Source organism: Desulfovibrio sp. Fe33 (assembly GCF_028532725.1).
Classification (GTDB): domain Bacteria; phylum Desulfobacterota; class Desulfovibrionia; order Desulfovibrionales; family Desulfovibrionaceae; genus Pseudodesulfovibrio.
Genome location: NZ_JAQKGU010000001.1, coordinates 574,476 through 594,874, shown reverse-complemented (window position 1 = coordinate 594,874; position 20,399 = coordinate 574,476). Strand labels below are relative to the sequence as shown.

Below are 20,399 nucleotides of genomic sequence, written 5' to 3'. Positions count from 1 at the left end.
CTCAACCGGCCGGGATACCGGTTTTTCTCATTGGCACGTCTTTTGATTGAATACGGGCCGAAGGAGAAAACCATGCAAAATATTCCCGGCATCGCCCAGGAAGCGGCTTCCACCGCATCCGTCCAGTTGGTCAAGATGGCAACCTCGGGCACGAGTACCGCCCAGGCCGCCATTGCCGACGCGAAGGACGAGAAGCGCGCCCTCTTCGCCGAGCTGTTCAATGAACACACCGAGAGAGTCGAAAACGAACTCTCCCTGGCCCCGGTGGCGCACAGGGAAAAGATGCTCGATTCCACGCCCGGCACCGAGGAAGAGGAAGAAGAGGGGAATACGGCCGTCACCGCAACCGGGACCAAGATTTCCGAAACCGCCCAGGAGGTGGAGGAGACGGCGGACAAGCAAGGGCTTGAAAGCCGCATGACCAGGGAAGACCTGGATGCTGTCCGCGACGACCTCAAGGAATACGGCATGTCCGACGAGGAGATCGCCGCCATCGAAGAGCAGGTCGACTCCAAAGAGGGCATGACCTGGGGCCAATTCGTCTCCACTATCGCCCGGAAGCTGGCCGAATCCCGCAAGAGCGGCATGACCGACGAACAGAAGACGTCCCTCGCCGGATTCTTCAACAAGCTCGGTTTCTCCGAAAAGGAATCCTCGAAACTCATCGACCAGTTGGGAAAGGGACAGTTCGACAAGGTCCTGAAGCAGGTGGAGGCGCGGCTCGACGCCATGCCGCAGGACCAGCAGCTCCTGTTCAGCAAGGATGAAGTCGAAGCTTTCGTCTCGGCCATGGGACTCTCAAGGGAATTCGTCTCCCAGCTCCAGGAACTCTTCGCCGCCAACACCCTGCCCAAGGACGTGAAGCAGGCCTTCACCAGCATCCGCCAGGAACTGGCCGGGCTGGACAGGAAGGACCAGAAGCTCGTCAAGGCCGTGGGCAAGGCGTTTGCCGCAGTCATGGGCGACAATCACAAGGAGAGTTCCGCGGCGACCCAGGTGGACGAAGCCATTGATCTCAAGCCCCGGGTGGCCGAAGACAAGCCCGACACCGAGGTCCGCGAACAGCTTGCCCAGGCGTTCAGGTCGCGCAGGGACGCCGCGCCCGACAACACGGTCCGCAGACAGGCGCAACAGCCGACGGGCGACAAGACGGAGATCAAGACCGAAACGCCTGTCCAGGGCGAGGCGAACGAAAAGGAACTCGACCCCGAGGCCGACCACGACCGCAAGTGGAACAATTTCTTCGACAAGGCCCGGGAGGACGGCTCCGGCAAGACCGACGCCGCCGTCAGGGACGCCGAGGCCGTCAACGCCGAAGCCAAGGCCGTCCCGGTCCAGCAATCCGCGACCGGGTCCAAGGCACGGGCCTGGGAAAAAGTTTCCGCCCCCAAGGTTCTCAAGCAGGTGGACCAGGCGATCATCAAGACCCTGAAAAACGGGGCCAGGCAACTCACCCTGCAACTCACTCCCGAGAATCTCGGCAAGCTGTCCATCGTCCTCTCGGTCCAGGGCAAGGAGGTCAGCGCCACCATCCGCGCCGAGAACACCGACTCCCACAAGGTCATCGCGGACAACCTTAATATCATTAAGAATTCTTTAGAAGCTCAAGGGCTGAAAGTGGAGAAACTGGATGTCCAGGCAGGGCTCGCCGACAACCAGAGCTTCAACGGATGGTTCGGCGAAAGCGAGCACAACCTGTCCCGCGAAAGGGAAGCCATGATCGCCATGCGCAACCACATGCGCACCATGCGGGAGCAAAACGCGGGCGGTATGGCCCGGGACGTGCAATCTGCCGGGGAACGGGTAATTCCTTCCGATCAGGGTTTGCACCTTATCGCGTAAACGAGGGCTATCATGGGTTACGTAGACACTACCGGAGTATATCTCGGGCAACAGGAAGAGCGGCTTACCGCTTCCAACTCGCCCGACCATAAAACGAGCCTGGACCAGGACGCCTTCCTGACCATTCTGGTGGCGCAGCTCACGCATCAGGACCCGCTCAACCCCATGGAGGACACGGAAATGACCTCCCAGTTGGCGGAGTTCTCCAGCCTGGAGCAGTTGACCAACATCAACGACGGCATCAACACGCTGAATGAAAGCATGTCCCAGAACGACATGCTCACCGCCGTCAGCTTCATCGGCAAGGAAGTCAAGGCCGAGGGCTACAAGGTCAGCCTGAACGAAGGCAACTCCTCGACCATCTACTACGGCTTCGGCGAGGCCGTGACCAGCATCATGATGAATATTTACGACTCCGAAGGAGCCATCGTCCGGACCGTGGAGCTCGGCAGCAAGGAAGCCGGAACCTACCAGTACACCTGGGACGGGAAGAACGAAAACGGCGACCTGCTGCCCGACGGCCAATATGGAGTGGGCATCCTCGGCCAGGACCTCGACGGCGACTACGTCATGGTCCAGACCGAGATTTCCGGCCGGGTGGACGGCGTGGTCACGGAGAACGGCACCCAGTATCTGCGCCTCGAAGACGGCAGGTTCGTCAACATGCTCAACGTCAAGGAAGTCGTCGACCCCGACGCGTCCTCCGTTGTCGACGCGACCGACACTTCGGATGAAGGCAACGACGCGGACGACGACGCATAGGCGGCAGCCAAGGAATATTTCACTCCGGGCCGACGGCGGTCCGGGACTCTTGGAGAAGAGATTAGGAGGTTAATATGGGTTTAGGAGCATCACTGTTCTCGGGTATTTCCGGCCTGACGGTACACTCGGAACGCATGACGGTCATCGGCAACAACCTGGCCAACGTGAACACCACGGGCTTCAAGGGCGCCATGATGCAGTTCGAGGACCTCGCCAGCGCCGACTTCGCCACGGTCAACGGCGTGGGCCAGGTGGGACGAGGCGTGCGCGTGTCGACCATCTACTCCGACTGGGGCCAGGGCGCGCTGGAGTCGTCCACCGAAGCCACGGACATGGCCATTTCCGGCGAAGGACTTTTCGTGGTCTCCCCCATGGGCGAGGACATGAAATACTACACCAGGGCGGGCAACTTCCGCTTCGACAGTGACGGATACCTGGTGGACCCCCACGGCTACGTACTCCAGGGATGGGAGATCGAGCGCAACACCACCACGGTGACGACGACCTCGTCGAGCACCACGGAAAGCTCCAACTCCGCCCGGATCATCGGCACGCCGACCAACATCCGCATGGAGAATTTCCAGTCCGAGCCCAACGCGACCACCAACGTGTCCATCGTCACCAACCTGGACCCTTCGGCCGCTGACAGCTCCACCAGTTCGGACAATCCCTATTTCGCCATGTTCAACAACTGGGACGGTTCGGCCGAAACACCGCTGGCATCCACCCTTTACGGATACTCGACCACGCTCAAGGTCTATGACGACATCGGCACGGCCCACAACCTGACCGTGTACTTCGACCCCGTCACCATGAGCAACGCGGGCGGCAACACCGTCTGGGAATACATGGTCACCTGCGAGCCCAACGCGGACCGCCGCGTCCTTTCCGGCGCGAACGGCATGATGACCTCCATCGGCGAGGGCCGGACCTCGGCCGCAGGCGTGCTCATGGTCGGCACCCTGACCTTCACCACCGGCCAGCTCTCGGGCATGAGCGCATACACGCTCAAGTCCAACGGCGGCGCCAACATCAAGGACCTGAACAACTGGAGCCTGGCCAATTTCTCCACCAGCGGCTTCCCGGTCTGCACGGCCAACTTCCTGGGCAAATCCAACGCCAGCACGGCTGAAGCCGTCGACGCCACGCCCATCCAGATCGACTTCGGCATCTCCAACAAGAACCTGTCGAGCAACGGCAACGGAGCCGTGACCATCGGCTGGGGCGGCGGCCTGGGCAATCTGCCCACCACTGCGGCCATGGTCGGCAACAACATCGGCAACACCGGATACCTGGCCAACTTCAAGGACCCGGCAGTCAGCGCCCTGGCCACCCAGAGCTTCGACACCGGCGGCTCCTCCACTTTGTACCAGAGCCAGAACGGCTACTCCGCGGGCATCCTGCAGAACATCTCGGTCTCCCGCGAAGGCATCATCTCCGGTCACTACTCCAACGGGCAGGTCCTGGAACTCTACGCCGTCACCCTCGCCACCTTCACCAACAAGCACGGACTGCGGCGCGAAGGCGGCAACCTGTTCTCGGAGACCCTGGAATCCGGCCCGGCCCTCACCGGCCAGGCGGGCAGTACCGGCAAGGGAACCATCGACGGCAATTCCCTGGAAATGTCCAACGTGGACATGGCCACGCAATTCGTCAGCATGATTACCACCCAGCGCGGCTTCCAGGCCAACACCAAGGTTATCACCACCGTGGATTCGATGCTCGGCGAAGTCATCTCCATGAAGCGGTAACCCGACAAAGGTCTCAAGTAACCCATACTGATAGACGTCCTTCTCCAAGCGCCCCCTGCTACCCACAGGGGGCAGGGCACACCCGGCGGCCCCGCAGTGCGATGCACAGCGGGGCCGCCTTTTTTTTGTTGAACAGGGAGGAAGGGCGGAGAGGTAGCGCGGGAGTATTGTCGCGCTTCGCGGCAGACTGTGCGCGTTCTCCTTACGTTTTGTTTCGCCTTTACGGCGACTTCCTTTTTTGCTGGCGCAGAAAAAAGGAAGCAAAAACTGCGCTTTTCGGCCCTTGCAGCTCCCGAAAGCAGTGGCCAAGAGCCTGTAGCGGCTTTCGCTGCCCGACAGGATGTCCGTCTGCGACGGACGCAGTCGGCCTACGCTTCGCCGCTTCAGACAGGCTCTAGGCCCCGGCTTTCGAACGTCTCCCGCGCAAGCGAGGCCCGTTCTTCCAACTCGATAGACCTTATTCCCTGCCCTTCGTCCCCATAGCCGCTACCCCAATCCATCCCAAAGGTGTTTGTACGCAACTAGCCCCCCTACGAGCACCAGCCCTGGATCAGCGGCCTAGAAGCCGACCGCGAAGGGGCGGCGGCTCCGGTGACGAGGTAGGAAGGACCTAAGAGAATGGGAAGCCGAGCACCGGGAAAGGGCTTATACCTTTGCTCGGATGGAGCCGACCCGAGCGGATCGGATTCTTGCCGATGATCCCGGGGGCGGCCGCGCTAGGAAAAGGCCCTTTTCTTTCGTCTATTTCTTTTGGGCCAGCAAAAGAAATGGACCCCGCCGGGAGGGCATGGAGGCTGAAGGGGCAAAGCCCCTTCACTGGCTCTCGCGCCAAAGGCGCTCCCGCCTCAACAAGCTAGCGCACCTTCCCGCGAAAAAGCTCCCTCCTCAACAGCAACCCCCTCCATAACCCGCCTGCAAGGCGAACAAAAACCCCCCGCTCTTCGACGTCGTCAGGCGGCAAATATTGACGAACCATTGACGGACAAGGCTTCCACACCTCGGCAACGAGGGGAAAAAATGGCCCTTCTAGACTTTATTTAGATACACAGAACCTCAATATTACTTAACAAAGTTAAGTTGGCACATATGATGCTTAATGTTCGCCAAATGGATTTGAGAATCGAACAAGGAGGGTTCTGATGTCTTTAGTCATTAACCACAACCTCATGGCGATGAACGCCCAGAGGAATCTGTCCGAGCATTATGGACGGCTCGGCGTTTCCACCAGGCGTTTGTCTTCCGGTCTTCGAGTCGGCACCGCCGCCGACGACGCGGCCGGGTTGGCCATCCGCGAGCTCATGCGTTCGGAAATCAGTTCCCTTCACCAGGGCATCCGCAACGCATCCGACGCGATCTCGCTGATCCAGACCGCCGACGGTGCGCTCCAGGTCATCGACGAAAAGCTCATTCGCATGAAAGAGCTGGCCATGCAGGCGTCCACCGGCACCTACAACTCCGACCAGAGGCTGATCATCGACTCCGAGTACCAGGCAATGTCCTCGGAAATCACCCGTATCGCCAATGCGACGGACTTCAACGGAATTTACCTGCTCAACGGCAACCTGTCCGGCGATCCGGGCGTGGACCATGACGGCACCGGCCTGCAGTCCACCGGCCCGCTGAAGATTCACTTCGGCACCGGCAACGACTCGTCGGAAGACTACTATTACGTAGCCATCCAGGGCTCCACTTCATCCGCCTTCGGCCTCGGCCATAGCGCCGCGTTGCGAAACGGCGACACCTGGGAAGCCCAGAACGCCGGTAAGGCCATTTCCACCCAGGCCCTGGCGCAGGCCGCCATGGAAGCCATCAACCAGGCGATCATCTCCAAGGACAAGATCCGCGCGAACCTCGGTTCCATGCAGAACCGCCTGGAAAACACCATCACCAACCTGGAAATCCAGGCCGAGAACCTGCAAGCGGCCGAATCCCGCATCTCCGACGTCGACGTGGCGCAGGAAATGACGGAGTTCGTGCGCAACCAGATTCTCACCCAATCCGCCGTCGCCATGCTCGCACAGGCCAACTCCCTGCCGAGAATGGCCATGCAGCTCATCGGCGGCTAGTCGCAACCGGACGGACGCGACTGAAGACGATCGGAATCCGGCCCCGCGGTTCATCCCGCGGGGCATGGTTTCCGGTCGTTTGCCGTGTTCTATGGATGGGGACTATTCTTCTTCCAGGAACTCGAGGGCCATGCGAGCGGATTCCTGTTCGGCGCGCTTGACGCTGGTGCCCGCGCCGCGGAACTTTTCTCCCTGCGGCAGGGTCACTTCCACCTCGAACAGCTTTTCGTGTTCGGGGCCGCTGGTCCCGGCCAGCACGTAAACCGGACGGTCGCGGAACAGGTCCTGAGCCACTTCCTGCAACCGGCTCTTGTAGTCCTTGGTCTCGGGCAGCATGGCCCGGGCGGGCCACATGCTTTCGAAAATCTCCAGAATGGTCTGCCGGGCGGCCTCGAAACCGCTGTCCAGAAAAACCGCCCCGAGCAGGGCCTCGAAGGCGTCCGCCAGCAGGGCGTCGCGATCCCGGCCGCCTTGCAGCTCCTCGCCCCGCCCAAGCCGGATATACTTGTCGAGTTTGAGATCCCGGGCGATGGCCGCCAAGGACTGCTCCTTGACCAACTGCGAGCGGATGCGGGTGAGCTGTCCCTCGTGAGCCGACGGATACCGCTTGAAACCCTCTTCGGAAATACACAGCTCCAACACGGCGTCACCCAAAAACTCCAGCCGCTCATTATCCTCGAAACCGTTCTGTTCATTGGCGAACGAGGAATGGGTCAGCGCGGTCTCCAGGAACTTGACTTGGGCAAACCTATGGTGGATACAATCCTGAAGCTCAGCGATATCCATTCAACCCCCTTTTTTATGCAACCCGAAGCCCAATTGCGCGAACTATTCAACCCCGAAACCATCGCCGTCATCGGCGCGTCCCGAAGCCCGCACAAGCTCGGGCATCTCATCCTGTCGAATTTAATCTCGGCAGGGTACAAGGGGACAATCTTTCCCGTCAATCCCGCAGGCGGAGAAATTCTCGGTCTGACCGCCTACCCGTCGGCTGCGGACCTGCCGCGGCCGCCGGATCTCGGCATCATCGTCCTGCCGCGCGAACAGGTCCTGCAAGCCATGCGGGAACTGGCCGACGCCCAGGTGGACGCCATCTGCGTCATCACCGCCGGCTTCCGGGAAACCGGGCGCGACGGTTTTGAACTTGAGATGAAAATGGCGGACCTGGCCCGCAGGCGGAACATCACCCTGCTCGGTCCCAACACCCTGGGCCTGTTCAACACATCCATTTCCCTGAACGCCAGCATCGCGCAGACCATGCCCGCCAAGGGGTCCATCTCCTTCTTCTCCCAGAGCGGCGCCCTGTGCTCGGCCATTCTGGACTGGGCCGAAGGCGAGTCCATCGGGTTCTCCAAATTCATCTCTCTCGGCAACAAGGCGGGCGTGTCCGAAGCGGACGTCCTCGAAGCCCTGGGCGACGATCCGGACACCAAGGTCATCATCGGCTATCTCGAATCCGTGGACGACGGACGCAAATTCCTGACCCGGGCGCTGACCGTGACCGAAAAGAAACCGGTCATCATGATTAAGGCGGGCACCACCCCGGCGGGCGCGCGGGCCACCTCAAGCCATACGGGCTCCCTGGCCGGGAGCGTTGAAGCGGGGCTGGCGGCCTTCAAGCAGGCGGGCATCATCCGGGTGGACAGCCTGGAAACCCTGTTCGACCTGGCGCGCGCCTTTTCCGAGCAGCCCCTGCCCCAAGGACCGAACCTCGCCGTGGTGACCAACTCCGGCGGTCCCGGCATCCTCGCCGCCGACGCCTGTGAAGGCGCGGGGCTCAACCTGGCCCGACCCTCCCTGGCCACGCTGGAGCGGCTGACCAAGGTCCTGCCGCCCTTCGCGTCCATCTACAACCCCATCGACATCATCGGGGACGCCAAGGCCGAACGCTACCGGGCCACCCTGGAAGCCGTGGCCGAGGACGACAGCACCCACGCCATCCTCGTCCTGCTCACGCCCACGGCCTCGGCCGAAATCACCGAGACGGCGCAGACCATCATCGACATTTCCAAGACCTGCGACAAGCCGATCTTCGCCTCCTTCATGGGCGACCAGCGCGTCGGCCCCGGCCGAGACATGCTTCTTGCGGCGGGCATCCCCTGCTACGCCTATCCGGAACCCGCCGTCACGGCCATCTCCGCAATGCTCGCCCACTACCGCTGGAAGAACCGCCCCTACCCGGTGGAAGTCTGCTTCCGCCGCGACAAGGGACGCGCCGAGCGGACCATCCAGGCCGCCCTCCAAGCGGGCGTGACCGAGCTGCCCTTCAACGACGCCATGGACATCGCCGCGGCCTACGAGCTGCCCGTGCCCGAAACGCGCCTGGTGCGCACCTCGGACCAGGCCGTGCGCGCGGCCAAGAAGATGGGTTACCCCGTGGCGCTCAAAATCGAATCGCCCCACCTGGCCAGCCGAGGAGAGGTGGACGGCGTCGCCCTGGACCTGCACACGCCCCAAGACGTGCGTGAAGCATGGCTCGACATCACCACCCGCGCCCAGCGCAGACGCCCCGACATCTACATCGCGGGCTGCCTGGTACAGACCATGGGACCGATCAAGACCCGCGAGGTCGTTGTCCGTTTCACCCAGGACCCGCAGTACGGGCCGCTCATCTCCTTCTGCCTGGCCGGACCGTCCGCCGAAGTCCTGAACGACATCGGCTACAGGCTGGCCCCGCTGGCCCTGCACGACGTCCAGGACATCATCCGCGAAATCAAATCGTTTCCCCTGTTGCGCGGCGTACGAGGTTCGGAGCCGGTAAACCTGGCGGCAATCGAGGACATCCTGCTGTCCATGTCGCAGATGGCCACGGACTTCCCGGAAATACGCGAGGCCGAGCTCAACCCCATCCTGGTGGACTCGGAAGGCGCGTTCGTCGCCGACCTGCGCGTGACCGTCGGACCCATTTGACGCTTGGACATTTTTTGCGGTCTCATATACTAACAGGATACGGGGCATGGTCTACCTCGCCCCGTTCACATTCAGGAGGAATATAGGCATGGCTGGACTCTACATTGGCTCTACCACCGGGTATTCAGGCAAGAACATGATCGTCATGGGCCTGGGCCTGCGCCTGCAGAAAGACGGGTACAACGTGGGCTACATGAAACCCGTGGGGGCCATGCCCATGGAAATCGACGGCAAGCTCGGCGACGAGGACGCCGCGTTCGTCCAGGACGTGCTCGGCCTGTCCGAAGACCCGGCCATGGTCACGCCCGTGGTCGTCACCCAGGACTTCAAGGTCAAGGCGTTCACCGGCAAGATGGAAGGGCTGCTCGACAACATCGTCGCAGGCTACGAAGTAGTCTCCAAGGACAAGGACGTCACCCTGGTGGCCGGGTCCGGGTCCATGTACTCCGGCAAATATTGCGACACCGACGCCATCTCCGTCATCCGCAAGCTCGGCATCAAGACCGTCATCATCGACAGGTTCCAGAAAGAGCTCAAATACGACTATCTCATGGTCATGAAGGAAACCCTCGGCGACCTCATGGCAGGCGTCATCCTCAACGACGTGCCGCCCAATTTCATGGACGAGATCGAACAGCTCCTCGGCCCCGCGCTGGAAGCCAAGGGCGTCAAGATTCTCGGCGTCATTCCCCGCGACCCGCTCATGGGCGCGATCAAGGTGGGCGACCTCGCCGACCGCCTCGGCGGCAAAATCATCTCCGCCCACAACAAGAGCGAACGCGTGGTCGAGTCCTTCCTCATCGGCACCATGCAGGTCGAAAACTTCATGACCCACTTCCGCAAGAAGAAGAACTCCGCCATCATCGTCGGCGGCGACCGGTCCGACGTGCAGCTCGTGGCCCTCGAAGGCGACTGCCCCTGCCTTATCCTGACCGGCAACCTCTACCCCAACGACATCATCCTCACCCGGTCCGAGGTCCTCGAAACACCCATTATCATGGTCCGCGAAGATACCTTCACCGTGGCCAAGAAAATGGACGACATCCTCTCCCGGCATAAACTCCGCGACGCCATCAAAATCAAGCAGGGAGCCGAACTCGTGTCCAACAACATCGATTTCGAATTCCTCAAGAAAGAACTCGGCCTGAAATAGGCGTTGCCATCCGCACTCGATAAGAGGGGACGCTGGAGCGTCCCCTCTTTTTTTGCCTCCGGCGGCCGGGGGAAGGGGAGGAAAAACCCTTTGAAAAGGGTTCTTTCCTCCCCTTCCCCCGGACCCCCATCCCCTCCTTTTCCTAAACTTTTTGGTGCCGCTTCGCGGGTCTGTGGGCGCGGGTAAACGACATACATTTATTACCCATTCGCCGCAGGCGCGCTAAAAAGTTTTGGAGGGTCCAGGGAACCTTTTTCAAAAGGTTCCCTGGCGGGGTCCGGGGCAGCGCCCCGGCCGCCGGAGGCATCCCCGGGCAATAAGCTGAACCAGCTGGGAAAAGGCTGTATCCCCGGCGGGCAAACGGGTACACTGTATCCATGAGCAAAACCGCGCTGGACAAAACAGACCTGACAACGCGGCCCATTCCCGAGGTGATACGCCAGGTGGCGATGCCTTCGAGCGTGGGCTTTTTCTTCCACACCATGTTCAACGTGGCGGACACATGGTGGGCCGGGCGCATCGACACCCAGGCCCAGGCCGCTCTGGCTCTGTCCCTGCCCGTATTTTTCATCATCACGGCCCTGGCCAGCGGCATCGGCACCGGCTCCACCGCGCTCATGGGTTCGGCGCTGGGCGCGCGGGACCGCAGACAGGCCGCGCTGACGGCCGTGCAGATGCTCAGTTTCGGCATTTTCGTGTCCGTGTTCCTGGCCTGGTTCGGGCTGACCTTTTCCCCGGCCATCTTCGGCTGGCTCGGGGCCGAAGGGCATTATCTGGAAACCTGCCTCGCCTACATGAACCCGATCTTCGTCTGCAACGCCGTCACCGTGGCGCTTTATTTGTTCAACGCGGTGCTACAGTCCCAGGGCGACACGGCCAGCCTGCGCAACGTACTCTGCTTCACGGCCGCCATGAACGTGATTCTGGACCCGTGGTTCATTTACGGCGGCTTCGGCCTGCCTGCCATGGGGCTGGCGGGAGTGGCGTGGTCCACGGTCATCTTGCAGGGCGCGGGCGCGGTCTACCTGGCGTACAAGGCCCGCCGCACCGGACTCATCAAGACCGACGGCGGGCGGAATCTCATTCCCCGGCTGAGAATCTACGCGCAGATTGCCCACCAGGGATTTCCGGCGGCTCTGAACTCCATGACCATCGCGCTCGGCTTTTTCGTTATCTTCCGCTATGTGTCCGGATTCGGCCCGGAGGCGTCGGCGGCGTACGGCATTGCCACCCGCATCGACCAGATAGTGCTCATGCCGACCATCGGCCTGAGTGTGGCCGCGCTGACCATCACCGCCCAGAATTACGGGGCGGGCAAAATCGACCGCATACGGGAGAACTTCCGCAAGAATTTGTTGTACGGCGCGTACCTGCTCATTCCCCTGTCCGTGCCCATTCTGATTTTCGCCGAACCGCTCATGCGCATATTCACCAGCGACCCGGCGGTCATCGAGGTGGGCGCGGGTTACCTGCGCATCGACGCCTTCACCCTGTACGGCTACGTGGCCATATTCGTGCCCACCTCGGTTCTACAGGGCATGAAACGCCCCATGTTCGCCATCTGGCTCGGCCTCGCCCGCCAGGTCGCGGCCCCGCTCCTCCTGTTCACCCTGTTCACCCAAATCCTCGGCTACCCCATCACCGCCTTGTGGCTGACCATCTTCGCCATCGTCTGGACCTCCGCCGCCGTGGCCCTGTGGTTCGCGCGACGGACCATCGGCGAAGTGGAGGCGCACAAAGCCCGCCCGGAAAGCCTCGAAATTTCCTGAATGCGGCCCCTGCGAACACTGGCCGGGCTTTCCCCGCCGCGATGACCGACACCGCGGCGCGGATGGGGCAGGGCCGGACAAGCCAGGCCCGCGCCGGAAGGCCGAAGACGTTGAAAACGGCCCCGGAATGTTCCGGGCGGAAACGACCGGGGACAGGCTGTCGAGGAGTTGACACCCTGAATAAATTTCGGCTATGGTACTTGACTCCACGGCGGGCCAGTAGCTCAGTTGGCAGAGCCACCGGCTCATAACCGGTCGGTCCCAGGTTCGAATCCTGGCTGGCCCACCAACGACCCACTTCCGGGAGACGTGCTTGTCGAAGACCCGAAAGCTGAAGAACGCATATATCCTGAAATCTCCCGCTAAGGCCTTCGGCCGGGTGATCGAAGAGGACAAGAGATGCTCCCGAGGGGGAAACCCTACGGGAGCATCCTCTTTATGGGAAATGGTCGTAACTATATGAAAATTCAAGATATTTTATCGATTTTCCGAGAATTGGCTCCGGAAGCGAACCAAAGTTCCTGGGACAATTCCGGAGTGCAGGTGGCCGGGTCCGTCGATCGGACCGACAAGGTGGCCGTGACTCTTGAGCCCACCCCGGCGGCGCTCTGCCGTTGCCTGGAGTGGGGCGCGGGCGCGGTTATCACCCACCATCCCCTGTACATGAAACCCAAGGCTCCGAACGCGGAGGGCATGTACCTCGACGCGTTGCGGGCGGTTATCCGATCGGGAAGCTGGCTTTACGCAGCCCACACGTCCCTGGACACCCGTCCCGGCGGTCCGGCCTTCTGGCTGGGCAGGGAGCTGGGGCTGACCGGAGGACGGCTGCTCGAAGTGGAGCACGGACGCGCCCCGATCGAGGCCTCCTTCTACTGCGAGGAGCCGATCAGCCGCGAGGCCGCCGACATCTGGGCCAACCACGACGGGGTCCACTCGGTGTCCCAGAGCCGCACCGGCGAGGTCCGGGTGGTCTGCGACGAGCCGCACTGGAGCGGGTTGGCGGACAGCATCGAATTTTCCCTGGGCAAACGTCCGCTGTTCTACCTGCGCTCCCTGACCGCGCCGTTGAGCGAGGTCGGTTTCGGCGAGGTGGGCGAACTGCCCCAGCCCATGGCCTTCGACGCCTTCATGGGCAGGCTGGCCGGTCTGATCCGACGCGACGCCCTGCTGGTCGCCGGGCCGAAGCCCGAGACCGTTCGGACCGTGGCCTACTGCGGCGGGTCCGGCTCGGACCTCATCGAGCGGGCCGCGCGCGCCGGGGCAGACGTGTTCGTCACCGGGGACATGAAGTACCACCCTGCCGTGGAAACCCCGGTCTGCGTGGTGGATGTGGGCCACTTCTCCCTGGAAGAGGAGATGATGCGCCGTTTCGCCATGGAACTGGCCGAAGCCATGCCCAAAGCCGAAGTCCGTTTCTTCCCGGGCGAGGACCCGTTCACGGTGTACGCGGGATAAGGGAAACACTTTTTCGTGATTTTAAATAGACAGTGAGGTTAATCCATGTATCAGAAACAGATTGAACAGTTGATCGTCCTTCAGGAAGTGGACGACGAAATCCTCGAACTGACCAAAGAGATCGAGCTGGCTCCCCAGGAGCTGACCGACCTTGAGGGACAGCTCGACGAGTTCGAAGTTCGCCGCGGCCGGATCGACGAAAAAACGGGCATCCTCCAGGAGCAGAAGAAGAAGCTCTCCGTGGAGATCGAAGAAGATGCCGGCAAGATCAAAAAGTCCAAGAACAAGCTGATGCTGGTGGGCAACACCAAGGAATACCACGCCATGATGCGCGAAATGGATTCCCTGGAAAAGCTCAACCGTATGCGCGACGACGAGCAGACGGCCGTGCGCGAAGAGCTTCTGCGCCAGGACGAGGCCACCCAGTCTCTCAACGACGAGATGAGCGGCGTGCAGGAACAGTACGAAGCGCTCAAGACTACCCTGGAAGAACGCCTTGACAAGGCCAACAAAAAGCTTGAAGCCCTGAACCGCAAGCGCAAGAAGGCTTGCAAGGCTGTGCCGCCGCCGATCCTGGGCCGCTACGAATTCATTCGTGAGCGCATGGAGCACCCGGTCATCGTGCCGGTCTCCGAAGGAGTGTGCTCGGGCTGCAACATCATGATCCCGCCGCAGACCTACAACGATCTGCAGAAGGGTCAGCAGATCCTGAGCTGCCCCAACTGCCAGCGGCTGATCTACTGGCAGGCGTTCGTGCAGCCGGGCGGATCGATCGAAGAGGAATAATGACACAAATTCGGAGTCGGGCAGGTCATCGCCGCGGTCTATGACCGGGGAGGAAAGTCCGGGCTCCGCAGGGCAGGACGCTGGGTAACTCCCAGGGGGAGCGATCCCCGTCAAGTGCAACAGAAAGCAGACCGCCTCCGGGTTTCCCGGAGGTAAGGGTGAAACGGTGGGGTAAGAGCCCACCGGCTGTCGCGGTGACGCGGCAGGCCAGGTGAACTCCGTCCGGAGCAAGACCGAATAGGACAGCGTTTGAGGCCGGCCCGGCCGAGCTGTCGGGTTGGTTGCTTGAGCCGTCCGGTAACGGGCGGTCTAGAGGAATGATGACCACCCCGAAAGGGGGACAAAACCCGGCTTATGACCGGCTCCGATTTGTGTTACCGCGCGGGGGAGGCTCTCCTCCCCCGTGCACCATTTTTTTCACTGGCAACATCAGGGACCGCACCATGAACGACATCTGGGGCATCATCCTGGCCGCCGGAGCCGGGACCCGCCTGGCCGAGGCCACGGGCGGCGAGCGCAAGCAATACCTTGAATACAAGGGCGCGCCGTTGTTCTGGCATTGCGCACGGACGTTCTCCAGGGCGGCCAAAATCCGCGGGCTGGTCTTCGTCTTCCCGCCGGAAGACCTCCCCTCCAAGGAAAAGGAGCTCCGCCAGTTCTTCAAGACCGAGGAACTGGGCGTGCAATGGATCGCGGTCCCGGGCGGCGAACGGCGGCAGGACTCCGTCCGCAACGGAATAGCCGCCCTGCCGCGTGAATGCGGCCGTGTGCTGATTCACGACTCGGCCCGCCCCTTTGCTTCGGCGCGGCTCGTCGCGGGGCTCATCGAAGCCCTCGAATCCGGCGCGCGCGGCGTCATCCCCGCCATCCCGGTGACCGACACGGTCAAGAGAGTCGCCGGAAACACCGTTGCCGAGACCCTGAACCGCGCCGAACTGGCCGCGGTGCAGACGCCCCAGGCCTTCGAGACCGCGCTCCTGAAAGAAGCCCACGACCGCGCCCTGACCGAGGGCTGGGAAGTCACGGACGACGCCTCCATGGTCGAGCGGCTGGCCGAAGTGGCCGTCATCCCCGGCGAGGCCGCCAACGTCAAGATCACCGTGCCCGAAGACCTCAAACGGCTTGAAGCGTCCCGCGTCACCGTCCCCTGCACGGGATGGGGATACGACGTGCACCGCTATGGCGGGACGGGCGACAGGCCCATGGTCCTGGGCGGCGTGCCCATCCCCGGCGGTCCGGCCATCGTGGCCCATTCCGACGGCGACGTGCTCCTGCACGCCCTGGCCGACGCCATCCTCGGCACCTTCGGCGGCGGCGACATCGGCACCCACTTCCCGGACAACGACCCGAATTTCGACAACGCGGACAGTTGCATTCTTCTGCGCGAGGTCCTGACCATGGCCGAGCGGGCCGGGAACCGCATCGTCCACGCCGACCTGACCGTCATCGCCCAGGTCCCGCGCCTGGCCCCCCACGCCACCCACATCGCCAAGAATCTCGCCCGGCTCCTGGGGCTGGAAGCCCATCAGGTCAATTTCAAGGCCACCACCGAGGAGAAACTCGGCTTCACCGGCGAGAAAAAAGGCATCAAGGCCGTGGCGGCCGTTACCGCACTGAGGGAAATGTAATCATGTCCGGCCTGATGAAGTTTCTCGCCTCCTTCGTCATTTTCGCGACCATTTGCTTCTTCGGGCTGAAATGGTACGTCAACTCCGAGGTGGACAAGGAGCTGACGCGCACCGTGGCCGAAACGCCCGGCCTGGCCCTGTCCTATGCGGACCTGTCCGTGGACATCACGAACCACGCGGTGATCCTGGAGGGAGTGGACGCCCTGTTTCCCTCGGGGCAGCATCTCCAGGCCGATTCGGTGCGCATCTCCGCCTTCGACCGGGACAACCCCATTCCCCACTATGCGACCATCTCGGCCAAGGGACTGACCATTCCCGCCACCCCGCAAAATTTCGGCCAATGGTCCGGGTACATCAAGAGCCTCGGTATCGAGGCCCTGTCCGGAGCCGGGGCTCTCGACTACACATTCGACCCCGAGACCGGCATCCTGGAACTCAAAGAACTGTCCATGGACGACCCCAAGCTCGGCACACTGAGCCTGATCGGAGCCCTGGACAACATCAACCTGGCGGGTTTCCGACCGGAACAAAGCTTCGCGCTGGGCATTCGCACGGCCGTGCTCCGGTTCCGGAACCGCGAATTCATGGAGCTGGTCGGCTCCGACTGGTCCAGGAAAACGGGCATGTCCGAAGCCGTCACGATGAACCACATCAACGCTGAACTCGACGGCCTGGCCGCCTACGCCGAGACCCGGGGCAACGAACCGGCCCGCGAACTCATGCTCGGCCTGAAGCGGTTCCTGAACGATCCCGGCACGCTGACCTTATCCGCCAACCCGGCGGAATCCGTGCCTGTGCTCTATTTCTTCATGGGCCGCGACCTGTTCGAGAATCTCGACCTGCTGAACATTCACGTTGAAACCGGCCCTGCCGACGGAATCTGATCGAAGTCGAACTATTCCAATGAAATAAAAATGGAGTGATCCAATGAGAATCTACAATACCCTCAAACGGCGAAAGGAAGAATTCACCCCGGCCAACAACAATGACGTCAACATGTACGTCTGCGGCATCACGGCCTACGATTTCTGTCACATAGGACACGCCCGCTCCAGCGTGGTCTTCGACGTGCTCTACCGCTACCTCAAGCACGAAGGGTACAACGTCAACTTCATCCGCAACTTCACGGACATTGACGACAAGATCATCAACCGCGCCAACGAGGTGGGCAAGGAGGCGGGAGAGATCGCCGAGCGGTTCATCAACGAATTCTACGTGGACATGGACCGGTTGAACATCCTCCGGCCCACGGTGGAGCCCAAGTGCACCGAGCACATCCCCGAGATGATCGCGTTGACCCAACGGCTGATCGACAAGGGCCACGCCTACGCCACCGAGTCCGGCGACGTGTATTTCAAGGTCCGCTCCTTCGACGGCTACGGCAAGCTGTCCGGCCGGAACATCGACGAGCTCGAATCCGGCGCGCGCATCGCTCCCGGCGAGCAAAAGGAAGACCCGCTCGACTTCGCCCTGTGGAAGGGCGCCAAGCCCGGCGAGCCTTCCTGGGAATCCCCCTGGGGCAGGGGCCGTCCCGGCTGGCACCTCGAGTGCTCCGCCATGTCCGAGAAATACTCCCCCCTGCCGCTGGACATCCACGGCGGTGGCCAGGACCTTTCCTTCCCCCACCACGAGAACGAGGTCGCCCAGTCGGAAGCGGCCACGGGCAAACCGTTCGCCAACTACTGGGTGCACAACGGCTTCGTGCAGATCAACTCCGAAAAGATGTCCAAATCCCTGGGCAACTTCTTCACCATCCGCGACATCCTGGCGAAATTCCTGCCCGAGACCCTGCGCTACTTCCTGCTGACCATGCACTACCGCAGCCCGCTGGACTTCTCCTTCGACGCCCTCGAAGAAGCGGAAAAAGGCCTTAAGCGCATCTACTCCGCCCTGCGTCAGATCGACGTCGAGCTGGCCAAGGAGAACTGGAAGAAATCCCCGTTCCCCGAGGAGCTGACCAAGGAACTCGACGACCTCGAAAAGAGTTTCACCGAGGCCATGGCCGACGACCTCAACACCGCGGGCGCGCTGGGGCACGTGTTCTCCGCCATCCGTCTGGCCGGACGCGTTGCCGAGGACAAGAACCTCCGCAAGTCCGAGGGCGGACGCGACCTCTTTGCCCGCATCAAGCGCGACATGGCCGACTGGGCCGAAGTCCTCGGCATCTTCGAGCGCGACCCCGCCGAGTTTCTCCTTGAGCTGCGCGACAACCGCGCCGCCCGCGCCGGCATCGAACCGGCCAAGGTCCAGGAACTACTCGACGCCCGCGCCCAGGCCCGCAAGGACAAGGACTTCGCCAAGTCCGACGCCATCCGGGACGAACTCGCCGCCATGCAGGTGGAAGTCAACGACACCCCCCAGGGCGCGACCTGGGACGTCATCTAGCAAAAAAGCCACAAGGGCCGGGAAAAGTTCTCCTTTTCCCGGCCCTCATTCCCCCCGGCCACTCCTTCCCACGGCCGCGAATCGTGAAGCCTCCTCCATTTCTTGACCGGATGAACGCTTTCCCCTACATGGAGACATGTTCGCTTCATCACCCTTTCGCCTGATAATTCCGGCCATCCTCGCGGCCTTTTTCCTGATCCCTTCCACGGCCTTCGCCCACCCGCACGCCTTTGTGGCCGCCGACGTCTCCTTTGTTTTTGACGAAGAGGGACTGGCGGGCATCCACCAGCGATGGGACATGGACGAAATGCTGACCGCCAGCATCCTCGACCTCATACAAAAATACGACGACGGGCCGCTCACCCCCGCCGAGGCCAAGGCGGTCGAAAGCGAAAGCTTCAAGCTTATCAAGGAATACGACTACTTCACGCACATCCGCATCGACGGCAAACCGTTCCGGGTCCAATGGGCCACCGACTTCAAGGTGGAGCTCAACGACCGCAAGATGGTCTGGCACTTCACCATTCCGTGTCACGTCAAGGCGAGCGACCGCGACAGGGAGATCGTGGTCGGCGTGTTCGACGACTCCTTCTACACCTTCGTCACCTACGCATCCGAGAACGGGCATCAGATCGACCCCACGGCCGACCCCCTGTATCTCAACGCCGACGCCCCGCCCTCACCCGACGACTTCCAGCGATTTTCCAGCCACGTCCAGCTCGGCAGCTTCTCCGGGACAATTCGGACGGCCGGTCCCACCGACCGATTCGAATTAAGAACAAACGTCCGCACCATGCCGTCCATGGCCTATTATTACGAGCAGATCGTCCCCGAAGCCCTCATCGTGAATTTCCGCAGGCCATGAGACGACAGACCACCCTTCCCGCCCTGCTTCTCGGGCTGATCCTCACCGGCCTGATGTTCGCCGGTCCCGCCCCCATGGGCATGGCCGGAACCGGGCTGGCCGCCCCAAACCCCTTCACCTCCGCGTCCGGGACCAACCGGGCGGAATCCCCGGAAAACGGCCTGTTCTCGCCCCTCGCCCCGGTCATGAAGGAGATAGCGTCCTGGCAAAACACCCTGCGCCAGGCCATGAGCCGATCAGCCGAGTCCATCCGCGAGAATCCCCTGGGCAAGGCGTTCTGGCTTTTCATGGGACTGGCCTTCGCATACGGCGCGGCCCACGCCCTGGGGCCGGGCCACGGCAAGGTTCTGGCCGCTTCCTACTTCCTCTATCGCGACGCGCCTCCCCGCCAAGCGCTGATCTACGCCTACCTGTCCATGCCGCTGCACGTGCTTTCGGCCACGGTCCTGGTCCTGGGCGGCAAATACCTGTTCAAGATGTCGGCCTCGCGGGCCGTGGACGACATGGGCCTGATCCTGCAAAACATCAGCTACGGGCTGCTCGCAACCATGGGGCTGTTCATGCTGGCGGGCGTCCTGCGGAACTGCCGCAACTCCGCCCCGGCCCCCTCCCCCCGGCAAAAGAATAACAACGCCCCGAAAAGCCTCGTCGGGCTGGCCCTGGCGACGGGCCTGGTCCCGTGCCCCGGAGCGGCCCTGGTGCTCATTTTCAGCATCTCCCTGGGCATCACGCCCGCCGGGGTCGCAGCCATGGTCGCCATCGCCCTCGGCATGGGACTCTGTCTGGCCGCAGTCTCCCTCCTGACCATCAAATTCCGAGACACCGCGCTCGCCCTCATGCAAACCCGATCGCCCCTGCTGAGGGCCGGACAATGCCTTCTCTCCCTGGCCGGGGCGTTCATCGTCTTCGCCACCGGAAGCCTGCTGCTCCTCGGCTCCCTGCTCAACCTCGCCTGAGCCTGATGGGATTGCGCCCCCCGGCGGGCGGAGAAGGGAGAGGAAAAGCCTCCGAAAAGGGTCCTTTCCCT

At 62.2% G+C, this 20,399-nt stretch carries 15 protein-coding genes, 1 tRNA gene and 1 other RNA gene; 16 read left to right on the top strand and 1 reads right to left on the bottom strand.

Annotation, left to right across the window (positions count from 1 at the left end):
* Window positions 1-72 precede the first annotated feature (72 nt).
* The 4 genes from PSN43_RS02755 (at window position 73) to PSN43_RS02740 (ending at window position 6,421) form a co-directional block, all read left to right on the top strand.
* Window positions 73-1,842, top strand: coding sequence for a flagellar hook-length control protein FliK (locus PSN43_RS02755; protein ID WP_272699187.1), 1,770 nt, complete (start codon window positions 73-75; stop codon window positions 1,840-1,842).
* A gap of 12 nt (window positions 1,843-1,854) precedes the next feature.
* Window positions 1,855-2,604 (top strand): flagellar hook assembly protein FlgD, encoded by a 750-nt coding sequence (locus tag PSN43_RS02750; protein WP_272699186.1) that lies wholly within the window; start codon window positions 1,855-1,857, stop codon window positions 2,602-2,604.
* 74 nt (window positions 2,605-2,678) lie between these two features.
* Complete coding sequence (locus PSN43_RS02745) at window positions 2,679-4,355, top strand: flagellar hook protein FlgE (RefSeq protein WP_272699185.1); 1,677 nt, start codon at window positions 2,679-2,681, stop codon at window positions 4,353-4,355.
* Between the two features lie 1,139 nt (window positions 4,356-5,494).
* Window positions 5,495-6,421 carry a flagellin gene (locus PSN43_RS02740; RefSeq protein ID WP_272699184.1) on the top strand — a complete coding sequence of 309 codons (927 nt, stop codon included), beginning with the start codon at window positions 5,495-5,497 and terminating at the stop codon, window positions 6,419-6,421.
* A 102-nt stretch (window positions 6,422-6,523) separates the two neighbouring features.
* Here PSN43_RS02740 and rnc read toward each other — a convergent pair whose 3' ends face one another.
* On the bottom strand, window positions 6,524-7,207 hold the full coding sequence (rnc, locus tag PSN43_RS02735; protein ID WP_272699183.1) for a ribonuclease III: 684 nt from the start codon (window positions 7,205-7,207) through the stop codon (window positions 6,524-6,526).
* A gap of 15 nt (window positions 7,208-7,222) precedes the next feature.
* Here rnc and PSN43_RS02730 point away from each other — a divergent pair, with 15 nt between their 5' ends.
* From PSN43_RS02730 to PSN43_RS02675, 12 genes are all read left to right on the top strand, one after another.
* On the top strand, window positions 7,223-9,331 hold the full coding sequence (locus tag PSN43_RS02730) for an acetate--CoA ligase family protein (RefSeq protein WP_272699182.1): 2,109 nt from the start codon (window positions 7,223-7,225) through the stop codon (window positions 9,329-9,331).
* Between the two features lie 88 nt (window positions 9,332-9,419).
* Entirely contained in the window at window positions 9,420-10,484 is a 1,065-nt protein-coding gene (locus tag PSN43_RS02725; protein WP_272699181.1) for a phosphotransacetylase family protein, read from the top strand.
* A gap of 377 nt (window positions 10,485-10,861) precedes the next feature.
* A complete protein-coding gene (locus PSN43_RS02720; protein ID WP_272699180.1) occupies window positions 10,862-12,253 on the top strand; it encodes an MATE family efflux transporter in 1,392 nt (463 codons plus the stop codon).
* Window positions 12,254-12,466: 213 nt separating this feature from the next.
* Window positions 12,467-12,542, top strand: a tRNA-Ile gene (locus PSN43_RS02715).
* A gap of 110 nt (window positions 12,543-12,652) precedes the next feature.
* On the top strand, window positions 12,653-13,708 hold the full coding sequence (locus tag PSN43_RS02710; RefSeq protein ID WP_272699179.1) for a Nif3-like dinuclear metal center hexameric protein: 1,056 nt from the start codon (window positions 12,653-12,655) through the stop codon (window positions 13,706-13,708).
* A 45-nt stretch (window positions 13,709-13,753) separates the two neighbouring features.
* The gene (locus PSN43_RS02705; RefSeq protein WP_272699178.1) at window positions 13,754-14,494 is read left to right on the top strand and encodes a zinc ribbon domain-containing protein; all 741 of its coding nucleotides are present in this window, start codon (window positions 13,754-13,756) and stop codon (window positions 14,492-14,494) included.
* Window positions 14,495-14,506: 12 nt separating this feature from the next.
* Window positions 14,507-14,864, top strand: an RNA gene (gene rnpB, locus PSN43_RS02700) — RNase P RNA component class A.
* A gap of 73 nt (window positions 14,865-14,937) precedes the next feature.
* Entirely contained in the window at window positions 14,938-16,122 is a 1,185-nt protein-coding gene (gene ispD, locus PSN43_RS02695; RefSeq protein ID WP_272699177.1) for a 2-C-methyl-D-erythritol 4-phosphate cytidylyltransferase, read from the top strand.
* A gap of 2 nt (window positions 16,123-16,124) precedes the next feature.
* Window positions 16,125-17,006, top strand: coding sequence for a hypothetical protein (locus tag PSN43_RS02690; RefSeq protein WP_272699176.1), 882 nt, complete (start codon window positions 16,125-16,127; stop codon window positions 17,004-17,006).
* A gap of 43 nt (window positions 17,007-17,049) precedes the next feature.
* Window positions 17,050-18,507 carry a cysteine--tRNA ligase gene (gene cysS, locus PSN43_RS02685; protein WP_272699175.1) on the top strand — a complete coding sequence of 486 codons (1,458 nt, stop codon included), beginning with the start codon at window positions 17,050-17,052 and terminating at the stop codon, window positions 18,505-18,507.
* A gap of 136 nt (window positions 18,508-18,643) precedes the next feature.
* Window positions 18,644-19,372, top strand: coding sequence for a DUF1007 family protein (locus PSN43_RS02680; protein WP_272699174.1), 729 nt, complete (start codon window positions 18,644-18,646; stop codon window positions 19,370-19,372).
* The gene (locus PSN43_RS02675) at window positions 19,369-20,328 is read left to right on the top strand and encodes a nickel/cobalt transporter (protein WP_272699173.1); all 960 of its coding nucleotides are present in this window, start codon (window positions 19,369-19,371) and stop codon (window positions 20,326-20,328) included. The genes PSN43_RS02680 and PSN43_RS02675 overlap by 4 nt, the downstream gene beginning before the upstream one ends.
* Window positions 20,329-20,399 lie beyond the last annotated feature (71 nt).

What these genes read in the sequence shown, in the direction of transcription:
- PSN43_RS02750 (WP_272699186.1), top strand. Translation starts at nt 1,855, where the DNA reads ATGGGTTACGTAGACACTACCGGAGTATATCTCGGGCAACAGGAAGAG.
- PSN43_RS02675 (WP_272699173.1), top strand. Translation starts at nt 19,369, where the DNA reads ATGAGACGACAGACCACCCTTCCCGCCCTGCTTCTCGGGCTGATCCTC.
- rnc (WP_272699183.1), bottom strand. Translation starts at nt 7,207, where the DNA reads ATGGATATCGCTGAGCTTCAGGATTGTATCCACCATAGGTTTGCCCAA.
- PSN43_RS02705 (WP_272699178.1), top strand. Translation starts at nt 13,754, where the DNA reads ATGTATCAGAAACAGATTGAACAGTTGATCGTCCTTCAGGAAGTGGAC.
- PSN43_RS02680 (WP_272699174.1), top strand. Translation starts at nt 18,644, where the DNA reads ATGTTCGCTTCATCACCCTTTCGCCTGATAATTCCGGCCATCCTCGCG.
- PSN43_RS02725 (WP_272699181.1), top strand. Translation starts at nt 9,420, where the DNA reads ATGGCTGGACTCTACATTGGCTCTACCACCGGGTATTCAGGCAAGAAC.
- cysS (WP_272699175.1), top strand. Translation starts at nt 17,050, where the DNA reads ATGAGAATCTACAATACCCTCAAACGGCGAAAGGAAGAATTCACCCCG.
- PSN43_RS02755 (WP_272699187.1), top strand. Translation starts at nt 73, where the DNA reads ATGCAAAATATTCCCGGCATCGCCCAGGAAGCGGCTTCCACCGCATCC.
- PSN43_RS02730 (WP_272699182.1), top strand. Translation starts at nt 7,223, where the DNA reads ATGCAACCCGAAGCCCAATTGCGCGAACTATTCAACCCCGAAACCATC.
- PSN43_RS02720 (WP_272699180.1), top strand. Translation starts at nt 10,862, where the DNA reads ATGAGCAAAACCGCGCTGGACAAAACAGACCTGACAACGCGGCCCATT.
- PSN43_RS02690 (WP_272699176.1), top strand. Translation starts at nt 16,125, where the DNA reads ATGTCCGGCCTGATGAAGTTTCTCGCCTCCTTCGTCATTTTCGCGACC.
- PSN43_RS02710 (WP_272699179.1), top strand. Translation starts at nt 12,653, where the DNA reads ATGCTCCCGAGGGGGAAACCCTACGGGAGCATCCTCTTTATGGGAAAT.
- PSN43_RS02745 (WP_272699185.1), top strand. Translation starts at nt 2,679, where the DNA reads ATGGGTTTAGGAGCATCACTGTTCTCGGGTATTTCCGGCCTGACGGTA.
- ispD (WP_272699177.1), top strand. Translation starts at nt 14,938, where the DNA reads ATGAACGACATCTGGGGCATCATCCTGGCCGCCGGAGCCGGGACCCGC.
- PSN43_RS02740 (WP_272699184.1), top strand. Translation starts at nt 5,495, where the DNA reads ATGTCTTTAGTCATTAACCACAACCTCATGGCGATGAACGCCCAGAGG.